This is a genomic window from Flavonifractor sp. An82 (assembly GCF_002159265.1).
Classification (GTDB): domain Bacteria; phylum Bacillota; class Clostridia; order Oscillospirales; family Oscillospiraceae; genus Flavonifractor.
Window position 1 is genome coordinate 38,396 of sequence record NZ_NFHG01000021.1, and the last position, 11,749, is coordinate 50,144.

Consider the following 11,749-nt stretch of genomic DNA (forward strand, 5'->3'; position numbering starts at 1 on the left):
TGAAAGGAAGGAATCAACAATGGGTTTTAGGCTCCAAGCGGTTAAAATGCAAAACTACGGAAATATTCCGCTATTTAAGTGCTCTGATTTTGCCAACATTAACCTTATCATTGGCGAAAATGCAACAGGCAAAACCTTTTTGCTGAAAGCGCTGTATTCTGCTATCCGCTCTATGGAGGATTACAAGCGCGGAGACGATGTTCGCTCCATGAATGAGATTCTGGCCGAAAAGCTGCGCTGGACATTTCAGGTTGATAAGTTGGGCGATATTGTGAACCGCTCCACAAGTGAGTCTTTGCGCTTCAAATTAAAAACGGACCATCCCCAGAACTGCCTTGAGTATCAGTTTTCCCAAAGCACTACTACAAAGGTTGTCAATGTGACTGCGCCAGAGGCTCAAAAAGAGGGAAATTCTATCTTTATCCCGGCAAAAGAAGTCCTTTCGCTTTTTTCTGTTATTCTGAAGTCGCGAGAGGTGGATAAGTCTTTTGGGTTTGATGACACCTATTATGATCTGGTAAAAGCGCTCCGAATCGCCCCCTCCAAGGGAAAAAATTTCACCGCTTTCTCAAAAGCGCGAAAAGAACTGAGTGCTGTTATCAATGGAAAAGTAGACTATGATGACAATAGCGGCAAGTGGTACTATAAAAATGATGCCAACCAGAAGTTCTCTATTGGCGCAACATCAGAAGGCGTCAAGAAGATTTCAATTATGGACCGTTTGCTGGGCAACGGCTATGTAAACAAGGAATCCGTGCTTTTTATCGATGAATTGGAATCTGCCCTGCACCCAGATGCAATTTGTGATTTTCTCGATATGATTTCTTACATTTCTCACGAAATGGGAATTCAGGTGTTTATTTCTACTCATTCGTATTTTGTAATTAAAAAACTGTATTTGATTGCATTAAAATATCCTGACGAAGTAGCCTGCATCTCTCTCGCCAAGGGGAAAGAGCCTCAAATTTGTAATCTCAGCGATGGAATGCCGGAAAACTCTATCATTCAAGCATCGATCGACCTTTATAAGCAAGAAGTTACAGAGGTGCTGTGATGGGAGTGATTATAGAGGAATCGGGGCTTCGATTTGGCGAATATTATGAGAATCAAGTTTTCCAAATTGAAAAAAGTCCGCAATATACAAAGAGTCTGCGAGACAATGGTATAAAAACTTGCGAATTTATTCTGCGTAAGGGCAAAAAACTTTATTTCTTTGAAGCGAAACAATCATGTCCAAAGCAGATTATGAAGGATATTCCGGATAAAGATGAAAAGAAAAAACAGTATGATGAGTTCATAGAAGAAATTGTTTTGAAAATGCGCCATTCTCTTTCTCTCTATGGAAATATCCTTCTAAAGCGGCAGCCACAAGACAACGTTCCCGAGAAACTGGCAAATCCGGATTTGTCTAATTCCCTCATCTATCTGATATTGGTCATCAATCCACCGGAAGGAGAATGGATGCCGGAACCGGAGCTTCAAGACGACTTGCGGCTACATTTGAAAGATGAGATGAGAATCTGGGGAATAGAATCTCTGTTTGTAATCACCCCACAGCAAGCCAGAAAGAAACAGTTTATTATCTGAGGGACTAAAATATGGCAGGATTAAGTTTAACTCAAATCATAAACAGGCTCAATGAGGAGTTCACCGGGGATACCCGTAAACTGGTTTTCTGGTACGATGACAACGGCGAGTTCGTAGAGGATATGCAGAATGTGATGCTGGACAATGCCAAAGTCTACTTCTTGCAACCGGACAACCAGTTTGCCACTAAACTCTTTCTGGAGCGGACTGACACAACAACCAATTATCTGATCTATGCACCCTTCCCGAAGCCCGATGTCCGGGATAATCATTTGGAAGACACCTTGTTGTACTCCAAACGCTTCTTCGCAGACCGTGCTTCGCTGCTTTCTGTGGACTTGGGTATTGATGAAAAGTACAAGCCAATTATCGAAAAATACATAAAGTTCTTTGCCAGCAAGGAGCGGACGCAGCGTTTCTACGATCTGGAGATCGAGAACTTCAACGAGGAAAACATCATCACCGGCCTTCTGTCGGCTATTTGCCGCACCCGGACTTGCTCTTTCGAGGAAGTTATCAGGGTCATGCTGACGGACAATACGCTGGAAGACAATAAATTCCTGATTGAGATTGAGAAGTACGGGCTTTTGAGCGACTTCTGGAAGTTGTGTGAGCAGCACTTCGGATATGCGGATGTGAAACCCACGCTGGAAAAGCTGGTTGTGACCATGTTTGTTACTTATACAGCTAAGTATGTGCCATCCGAGCTTCCGAAGCCGTGGAAAGTATTTTCCTCCTACAAGGCCGGTAACATCATTGCCTTCATGGATAACCTGATGAACAACATTCTATACCGCAGCCGGTACGATGAACTGTCTGCTCATGTTGCGGAAAGGCTAAACGCACAGACGGTTTTCTCCGACTATCCGTCGGAGGATTTGGTGAGCTGCGATACCTTTGCTGTCATTGACCAGATCCTCATAAAATGGCTTGTGGAGCGGCTGTTGGCCGAGGACACCGGTGCAAAGCTGGATGAGCTGACCATCCCCCAGCTTTGTGAGAAGAGAAGCAAGATGCACTTCGGGGAAAAGGCCGGAAGCCGATATCAGATGCTCAGCAGCGCATACCAGATGATTCAGGCCGGAAATTACCACTGCCCGGACAGCTTCAAGGACATCCTGCGGCAGTATCGGGAGACAGACTCCGGGCTCGACTACGAGTACCGCCGTTTCTACTCCGCCTATGACCAGATCGAGGACACCACGGCCTTTGAGCCGCTGCGCGACTTCGTGGAGAACATCTACACCAACGAGTATCTGGAGACGCTACTGCCCAAGTGGAATAGCGCCATGCAGGAGCCGAATGTTTTCATGCAGCTGCCCTTGCAGCGGGACTTCTACGACCGGAATCTCAAGAATGCCAAGGAACGCACTGTGGTGATTATCTCGGATGCCATGCGCTATGAAGTGGGCAAGGAACTGTTTTGCAGAATGCAGGACGATCCCAAGTGCTCGGCAAAGCTGGAAGTGCAGCTGAGTGTACTGCCCTCCTATACTCGCCTTGGTATGGCGGCACTGCTCCCACACGCCGAGCTGACTATGACCGATGACTTCAAGGTGCTGGTAGACGGTTTGCCCTGCGATAACCTCTCAGAGCGGGAAGCCGTCCTGCAAAAGTACAACAGCGACGCGGTTTGTGTACAGTTTGACAGCATCAAGTCGCTGAAAATTGCGGAGCTGCGCAGCATCTTTACCGGCAAACAGGTGGTCTATATCTACCACAACCAGATCGACGCAAGAGGCGACAAGCCGAACACCGAGGATGAGGTGTTTGTGGCTTGCAGTGAGGCAGTTTCGGAGATTATTGACCTGATCCGACGCATCTCCACCAGTGCCAATACATACCGCTTCATCGTCACAGCGGATCACGGTTTTATCTATAAGCGGGACAAGGTGGCCGAGAGCGACAAGATCGGCGGCATCAAAAGTAAGACCGCTTTTGCCAACCGCCGCTTTGTGGTTGCATCAGAGCCGATTTCCGGGGATGGTATTGCCAGCATAAGCATGGGAACGATCCTGCGCAGCGCAGACACCAAATGGGTGTCTTTTCCCATCAGCGACGATGTATTCAAGGTAGCTGGTGGCGGTCAGAACTATGTCCACGGTGGCTCTTCCCCGCAGGAAATGTTGGTGCCGGTGCTTGACATCAAGATGGAACGCGGACACATGGAGACCCGTAACGCCGGAATTGCGCTGGTGAGCATGGTACGCAAGATCACCAACAAGATTACTATTCTGGACTTCATCCAGTCCGAGCCGGTCAGCGATATAGTGAAGTCAGCGACCTACCGCTTATTCTTCCTCTCCGAAGACAACGAGCGCATTTCCAACGAGAACACCTACATTGCGGATAGCCGGGATCAGGACGCACAGAAGCGAATTTCCCGTATGAAGTTCCAGTTCAAAGACAAAAAGTACGACAAGGACAAGCAGTATTTCTTTGTCGTGTGCGACGATGCAACAGGGCTTGAAGTGTTCCGTCATCCTGTCATCATGGACTTGGCGTTTGCCGATGATTACGGGTTTTGAGAAAAGAACATAACGGGGGGTGGTATCAATGGCTGATTTTATGGAGACCGAAGATAAACGGTCTGTGATCAAAGAGAAACTGCGGCAACAGTTCGATGGAAAGATCGTCCGCAAGGACTTGACCAAGAAAATCAAAGAGGGCGCAAATGTCCCGGTCTATGTTTTGGAATTCCTTCTGGGACAGTACTGTAGCTCAGATGACCCGGAAGTCGTTGAGGACGGGGTGAACAATGTCAAGCGCATTTTGGCAGACAACTTCGTCCGCCCGGATGAGGCGCAGAAGATCCTCTCCATTCTCCGGCAGCGGGGCAGCTACACCGTGATCGACAAGATCACGGTCAACCTGAACATCAAGCGGGACTACTACGAGGCCGAGTTCTCCAATCTTGGCCTGAAAGACATCCCCATTGATGAAGAATATCCTGCCAAGTTTGACAGGCTGCTCTGTGGTGGTATCTGGTGCATTGTTCAGCTGGATTACGAATACATGGAAGAAGACCGAAACGGAACGCCGATCCGCATTCGCAAGCTCACGCCCATCCAAATGCCCCATGTGGACATCGCTGATCTGAAACAAGGGCGTAAGGCGTTCACGCAAGACGAGTGGATGGATGTGCTGCTACGCTCTATTGGCATGGAGCCGAATACGCTTTCCTACCGCGAGAAGTGGTTGCTCATCATCCGTATGCTGCCGCTTGTGGAGAACAACTTCAATCTCTGCGAGCTGGGGCCGAGAAGCACAGGCAAATCTCATCTCTATAAAGAGATTTCCCCCAACAGCATTCTGGTCTCCGGTGGACAGACCACCGTTGCCAATCTCTTTTACAACATGGGTCGCAAGACCGTAGGTCTGGTTGGCCTTTGGGACTGCGTGGCCTTTGATGAGGTTGCCGGTATCAAATTCAAGGACAAAGATGGAGTTCAGATCATGAAGGACTATATGGCCTCCGGTTCCTTTGCCCGTGGTAAGGAAGAAAAAGCGGCCAATGCTTCGATGGTTTTTGTGGGCAACATTAATCAGAGCGTGGATGTGCTGCTCAAGACCTCCAGCCTATTTGATCCTTTCCCGCCGGAGATGGGGACCGATACGGCCTTCCTTGACCGCATTCACTGTTATCTCCCCGGTTGGGAGATTCCCAAATTCCGTCCTGAGCATTTTACTGATGACTACGGCTTTATCACAGACTATCTGGCCGAATTTATCCGCGAGTTGCGCAAGGAACAATACGGAGATGCCCTCGACAAGTATTTTCGCTTAGGTTCCAACCTCAATCAGCGAGACACCATAGCGGTGAGACGAATGGTGGATGGACTGGTCAAGCTGATCTATCCAGACGGCGAGTTCACAAAAGCGCAGCTGGAAGAGATCCTGAAACTTGCGCTGGAGATGCGCCGCCGCGTCAAAGAGCAGTTGAAAAAACTGGGAGGCATGGAGTTCTATGATGTGAACTTCTCCTACATTGACAAGGACAGCTTTGAGGAAACCTATGTGTCTGTACCGGAACAAGGCGGTGGCAAACTGATCCCAGAGGGAATGTGCAATCCCGGTCAGGTCTATACCGTATCTCAAGGAAAGTCCGGTATGATTGGCGTATTTCGTCTGGAGTCGCAGATGCTTCCCGGCAACGGAAAGTTCGAGCGCACCGGCCTTGGCTCAGATCGCGAGGTCAAGGAAGCGACGAACACTGCCTTTAACTTTCTCAAAGCCAATGCAGGACACATCAGCGGGATGATTAGTACCACGACGAAGGATTATATCGTCAACTATCAGGATTTGCAGGGAATCGGCATGACGAATAAGCTTGCTCTTCCCACTCTGATTGCGCTGGCCTCCATTGCACTGAATAAGCCTACTGTGAGCAGTCTGGCGGTTATGGGAGAGATTAGCATAGCCGGAACAATGATGAAGGTTGATGAACTGGCAAATGCTCTGCAAGTCTGTTTGGATAGCGGTGCAAAGAAAGTGTTGTTACCTATCACATCAGCAGCAGATCTTGGTTCTGTTCCATCTGAGCTGATCGGTTGCTTTAATCTAATTTTCTACCAAAGTGCAGAAGATGCGGTGTTTAAGGCTTTAGGTGTTGAGTGATGATGACCTTTTCAACATGCATTTCTTTTCTACGCTACATTCAGGCTGCCCCTATAGCTATGCAATGGTACTGTCGAACATGAAAACGCGAAAGATGAGACAGTTCCAAAGTAAACCTGGGTAACTACTCCAAGCACAGATTTATCTTCCAAAAAACGTGAGAGTGGTTGTTGAAAAATTGCAATGATCACTCTGTAGGCAGTAACCAAAAGCGTATACAGAAATGTGAGGTGACCAGATGGCAGAAAGAAAAATTCGCGCTGGGTACTACCGGCGGTATGACGGCAAGGTGGTCTATGTGGTCTCCCTGGCCACCGACGCCGACACCGGCGAGGAAAGTGCCATCTGGACCACCTACCCTTTTGCGGCTGTCCCCAGATACTACACCTCCAGCAAAAAGTCCTTCTGTGCCTTTGTGGAAGTGAACGGTGAGCGGAAAGCCAAGTATAAGCGGCTGCTCAACATGAAGATCTCAGGTGAAGTAATAGAACGGCTGGAGGAAGAAGGCTTCCGGGGACCGGTTCGTAAACGGCAGCGACCACAGCCGGATGAAACATACGACTCCCGCAAGTACCAGCAATCTCTTACCTACTACGCATACGCAAAAGATCTCTGCGAGCACTACAACTTTGACCGGAGCAAATATCGCCTCTGCGTAAAGGAAAAGAGGTTCGTTGCCATCACCAAAAGTAACTTCGCCAAGCTGAAAGAGGACCTGCAGTTTCTGGACAATGCCCTGAAAACGGTGCTGGCTGCATACTAGGATTATTTCCGGGAACGATTCATGGATGGCCTGTCCATCCGCAAGTACGCGGAAGCCCATCAGCTGAACCGTGGCAGCGTGGACTATCAGCAAAAGAAATTCTTCTCTGCCTTGGCCTCTCTGCTGAAAGAGCGGGACGAGGCGGAGGGAACATGCCGGCTGCTGAAACCAGCACAAAAGTAAATAATCCAACCTCAAACGGAGCGTCTGCACAAAGCAGGCGCTCCGTTTTTCTGTCAAATATATGTCAGTGGGATATATTTTCCCCTATACAAGTAGAGAGGTAACTCGGACACCATCCAAAGGTTATGTCAAACCTATGTCACGCGCAAATGTTCGCGGCTAAAGAAGTAGAGGGAGTTTTGAGAAGGAGATGGTCAACACGAAAAAATCTGTCTACAAAAACCACACCGAGGCAAGGGCGCTGGGCGTATCACCGTCCAGCGGGTATGAACTGATGCACCAACCGGATTTCACGGTGCTGCGTGTGGGCAACTGCATGGTGGTGCCGAAAGAAAAGTACATTCAGTGGATGGCGGAGCATACAGGAGGTGTTATATGAAGTTCCAACAGTGGCCCAAACGAGATCCCGACAAAAACTATTTCAAGGTTCCCAACGAAATTTTTCACATCGGTCTCAGCTACCCGGAGATCTCCATCTACTGCTATCTGCTGAGCATCGAGGACAGAGAAACCTACCAGTGCTACCCCAGCTACAAAACTATCGGTAAGGCGCTGGGTATGAGTGAGAACACCGTGAGCAAGTATGTGCGCAGCCTGGAGGAGAAAGGTCTCATCCGTACTGAGCCGACGATGGTGCGAAGCAAAGACGGCAGGCCTCTCAACGGAAATCTGCTCTACACCATCCGTCCGATCCAGGCAGCAATCGAATTGTTCTACGAGCGGCAGTTCCAGCAGCTGGAGGAGGATGCTGCCCGTCAGAGGGCGATGGCACGCTTCGCAGAATCGGCCCGTGAAAGCCCCCAGAACGCCCTGTGTGCGCCTTTCGGGGAGGAAGCGAGTCCCAGTGCCGACCCGGGGTTGAAGGCCCGATTTGGCCCGCTTTCGGAGGAACTCTCAAGGACGAAAGAAAAAGCAGGATAAACGACGGGGTCGCAAGCGCCCCCGTCAGAAGCATCTCTGCCCGCAGTGCGGGCAGTTGCGGGGGCTTTTGCGGGGATTGGAAATGGGGTCGAAATCCGGGCAGTGATATCGTCTCTGCGGTCACTATCCCCAAAAGCCTACTGTCACAAGGAAAAAACAGGGGTCAACCCCCGGAAAGGAGAACATTATGAGCAAAAAAGAAAAATTCCCCCTCTACCTCTCACCGGAGAAAAAGGCCATCCTGGAGCGCCGGTATCAGGAGGACGGGAGCCGGAGCATCACCGCCTTCATTGAACGGGCGGTGGACTTTTATCTGGACTACCTCAGTGCCAACAGCGCCGGACTGTTTCTTCCCACCTCCATCAAGTCCTATCTGGACGGAAGGATGGGACAACTGGAAGAGCGGCTGTCCTCCATCGCCTTCCGGCAGGCGGTGGAGCAGGACATGGTGGCCGGTATCCTCGCCGACGCGTATCAGTTCAGCGGCGAGGATCTGCGCCGGCGGCGGGCGGAGAGCGTTCAAAATGTACGGAAAACCAATGGCCGCATCTCGCTGGAGCAACGGGTGCGTGATGCTTGGGAGGAGGACGATGAGTGGCAGGATTGATTGTGAAGAGCCCTTATCTCAAGTGCGGAGGCGGCAGTTCGGTCAGTGGCTATCTGAGGTACATCGGCACACGGGAACGGGTTGAGATCCTCACAGATGACCGTCCGCCCACTCGAAAGCAGGAGCAGCTCATCACCAAACTGACAAAGGATTTTCCGGAGGCCAGGGAGCTGGGCGAGTATTCCGATTACAAAGACAAGCCCACCAAGGCCAATGCCTCGGTCTTTATCACCCGAGCACTGGAGGAAAACTGGTCTCAAGTGCAGCAATCAGATGGCTACATGAAGTACATCGCTACTCGGCCTCGCGCGGAGCGGCTTGGTGACCACGGGCTCTTTGGTGATGAGGAGGCCGTGAATTTGGAACAGGCCATGCGAGAGCTGGATCAATACAACGGGAATGTGTGGACGCATATCCTCTCACTGAAGCGTGAGGACGCTGCGCGTCTTGGATATGACAATGCCAAAGCGTGGCGGAACCTGCTCCGAGCCAATCGCAATGAAGTCGCTACCGCTATGAACATCCAACCAAATCACTTCCGCTGGTATGCCGCCTTCCACGATGAGGGCAAGCATCCCCATGTCCACATGATGGCGTGGTCGACACAGCCGGGAGAAGCATATCTCACGCGGGATGGTATCCGCAACATCAAATCTGCGCTCACCAATCAGATCTTCAAACAGGAGATGCTCCACACCTACGAACAGAAGTCACAATCGAGGGATGAACTGGTGCGGGAGGCACGCCGCGCGATCCGGCAGCTCACCCAGGAGATGACACGAAGTATCTGTACGACTCCTGAGATTGAGCAGAAGATGGAGCAGCTGGCCGGACAACTGGAAACGGTCAAAGGCAAAAAATCCTACGGCTACCTTCCCAAGTCCGTGAAGAAAACCGTGGACGAGGTAGTGGACAAGCTGGAGGAGCTGCCAGTGGTGCGTGAGTGCTACGACCGGTGGTGCTGGCTCCAGGATGAGGTAGAGAGCTACTACCACAACAACCCCAGAGAGCGAAAAAAGCTGTCCCAGGAGAAAGAGTTCCGGCAGATCAAAAACGCTGTCATCCAGGAAGCGGAGCGCATCCGGCTGGGCGAGATCTCTTTCGAGGACGATGGCATATCTCAAACTGATGAACCGGAACACGCGCGGAATGAATCCCAAGCCTGCCGGGAACTGTGGCGAATCATTGGGAATGAGGACATTTCTCTGGACTACCGTGACCGGGCGGTGGAGAAGCTGGAGCAGGTGGCGGAGCGCGGCGACGCCCACGCGCAATACCGGATGGGGCAGCTCTACCGGGACGGTCCTCTGCTAATCCCGGACAACCATAAGGCAAAGCGCTGGCTCACCCAGGCAGCGAAACAAGGTCTGCCGGAAGCACAGTATGGGCACAAGCGGATAAGGATCTAAGCGGTTTTGAAATTCTGCCATGCCCACTGTACCTGAAGAAATGTCCCCATAAAAAGACCTGAGCAGCAGGCGACTGCCTGCTGCTCCCAAGAAACGATATGAGAAGTGGAGATGATGATCTCGTTCATCGGCACCTGGAGTAAAGCGCTCAGTGCATAGAGGTTATCTACACTGGGAAGGCTCTGGCCCCGCTGCCATTTGTAGATGGCTTGCGGCTCCTCAAATCCGAAATAGTGCTGGAGATCTCGGACTGTCAGGCCGCGATCCTTCCGGAGCCGGCAGATATTCGCCCCGGTAGCCACGGGATCGATGACAGGAAACTGAATCATGGACATATGGATCGCCTCCATTCATCAGGATGATCTCCGCCTCAGCCTCAGCGGAGTACTTCAGCATACCTGATATGTTCTGAAATAGCAAGCGATTTTTGCCATTTGTAATGAGATTGTTATAGAAGAGTCCATGATTGAAACACCCACAGTGCTATCAGCATATCAACTGGCTATCACTGTGCCATGCCCTCTGGGGTGATTATACCAAGACAAAAAAAGGAGATGATCAGCTGTGACGCAGTTGGTTCCATTGGACAAACGCAGTAAGAAAGCCCAGCGGGAATACCACGCGAAACAGCGTGGCTCCTGGCACGGGGTCAACCCTATCACCCGAGCCGTACAGAACAGGAAGACTTATGACAGAGCAAGAGTTAAACAAGCGGATCGCCGAGATCTTGGGATCTACTAAAAACGAGCCCGGGTGCGATCGACGTTCTGGCCGCCAATATCGCCGCACCCAGTGTGTCAGGCACTCAGACCATCTTCTGTTTTTGATTCAACACAGCAGGTATGCACCAAACATGGGGTATATCAAGGGAGACTATGAGAGATTAAGAACGTTACTTCATTCTGGACTGCATGTTCAGTATATGAAGTCCAGCAATTGTCAACGGTATCTGAAGCGAAGATCCAATCGAAAGGTCCGTAAGTATTTCGACCTATCGAAGAAGGGCAACCAGTATCGCAAAGTGTTCGAATACTGGTGGACGCTCTATTGAATTTAAGATTGGTCAAAGATTGACTTATAGCAAGAGAAATCCTGCTTCACGACCTACACAGCGTAGACATACGATCAGGAGTAGCCGACAACCGGACCGATAGAAACGGCAAAATGCGGAAGTTTCCCCGTTAGGGATGGGTTAGGGATTTGGTGGTTTCGGCGGCTATCCTCGTTCGTGTGTCCACCGCATCTCCGCCCTTGGAACCGCCGCAAAACAGCAATCTCCAAACCACAAAAACTGAACTCAAAACGCAGAAAAACCGCCTAAACAGGCGGTTTTTCTAAGAAAGGTGGTCCGAGTGACAGGATTCGAACCTGCGGCATCCTGCTCCCAAACGGTTGAAGTAAATTTTTTGTGGTTATTTCCAATTGGTTTTAACCCTTTCCGCTACATTTCACTCACTCTTTGACGCTCTTAATTCCATTGTTTCCGAGTGCTCCGGCGCTGTCTGTGGTCAAACATGTGGTCAAAGAGCCCTTCTTGACCAGGTACGGCATCCGTGAATACGCCGCCTGAAACGGTGCCCTTAGACCGCACGAATGGTGCACTCAGACCGCTGAAATGGTGCATGGTCACCGCAGTCATGGTGCATTGACAGGATGGCCACT

The 11,749-nt window shown here is 50.5% G+C and carries 11 protein-coding genes; 10 read left to right on the forward strand and 1 reads right to left on the reverse strand.

The annotated features are described in order from the left end of the window. Positions 1–19: 19 nt before the first annotated feature. From B5G34_RS15735 to mobP3, 10 genes are all read left to right on the forward strand, one after another. Entirely contained in the window at positions 20–1,054 is a 1,035-nt protein-coding gene (locus B5G34_RS15735) for an AAA family ATPase (protein ID WP_087339719.1), read from the forward strand. Beyond that, positions 1,054–1,587 (forward strand): hypothetical protein, encoded by a 534-nt coding sequence (locus B5G34_RS15740; RefSeq protein WP_087339724.1) that lies wholly within the window; start codon positions 1,054–1,056, stop codon positions 1,585–1,587. Before B5G34_RS15735 ends, B5G34_RS15740 begins: the two co-directional genes overlap by 1 nt. Before the next feature lie 11 nt (positions 1,588–1,598). Next, complete coding sequence (gene pglZ, locus B5G34_RS15745; protein ID WP_087339727.1) at positions 1,599–4,115, forward strand: BREX-1 system phosphatase PglZ type A; 2,517 nt, start codon at positions 1,599–1,601, stop codon at positions 4,113–4,115. Positions 4,116–4,143: 28 nt separating this feature from the next. Continuing rightward, on the forward strand, positions 4,144–6,204 hold the full coding sequence (brxL, locus tag B5G34_RS15750; RefSeq protein WP_087339730.1) for a protease Lon-related BREX system protein BrxL: 2,061 nt from the start codon (positions 4,144–4,146) through the stop codon (positions 6,202–6,204). A 238-nt stretch (positions 6,205–6,442) separates the two neighbouring features. Continuing rightward, a complete protein-coding gene (locus B5G34_RS15755; RefSeq protein WP_242957086.1) occupies positions 6,443–6,967 on the forward strand; it encodes a hypothetical protein in 525 nt (174 codons plus the stop codon). A 21-nt stretch (positions 6,968–6,988) separates the two neighbouring features. After that, on the forward strand, positions 6,989–7,150 hold the full coding sequence (locus tag B5G34_RS19300) for a hypothetical protein (protein WP_242957087.1): 162 nt from the start codon (positions 6,989–6,991) through the stop codon (positions 7,148–7,150). Positions 7,151–7,340: 190 nt separating this feature from the next. Next, positions 7,341–7,529, forward strand: a complete 189-nt coding sequence (locus B5G34_RS15760; protein ID WP_087339733.1) for a DNA-binding protein — start codon at positions 7,341–7,343, stop codon at positions 7,527–7,529. Beyond that, entirely contained in the window at positions 7,526–8,071 is a 546-nt protein-coding gene (locus tag B5G34_RS15765) for a helix-turn-helix domain-containing protein (RefSeq protein WP_087339736.1), read from the forward strand. The genes B5G34_RS15760 and B5G34_RS15765 overlap by 4 nt, the downstream gene beginning before the upstream one ends. 187 nt (positions 8,072–8,258) lie before the next feature. Continuing rightward, on the forward strand, positions 8,259–8,678 hold the full coding sequence (locus B5G34_RS15770) for a hypothetical protein (RefSeq protein ID WP_087339739.1): 420 nt from the start codon (positions 8,259–8,261) through the stop codon (positions 8,676–8,678). Beyond that, a complete protein-coding gene (gene mobP3 / locus B5G34_RS15775) occupies positions 8,666–10,087 on the forward strand; it encodes a MobP3 family relaxase (protein WP_242957088.1) in 1,422 nt (473 codons plus the stop codon). The genes B5G34_RS15770 and mobP3 overlap by 13 nt, the downstream gene beginning before the upstream one ends. On the opposite strand, the gene B5G34_RS19525 is transcribed toward mobP3, so the two are convergent. Continuing rightward, on the reverse strand, positions 10,084–10,422 hold the full coding sequence (locus B5G34_RS19525) for a helix-turn-helix transcriptional regulator (protein WP_343286577.1): 339 nt from the start codon (positions 10,420–10,422) through the stop codon (positions 10,084–10,086). The genes mobP3 and B5G34_RS19525 overlap by 4 nt on opposite strands. Positions 10,423–11,749 lie beyond the last annotated feature (1,327 nt).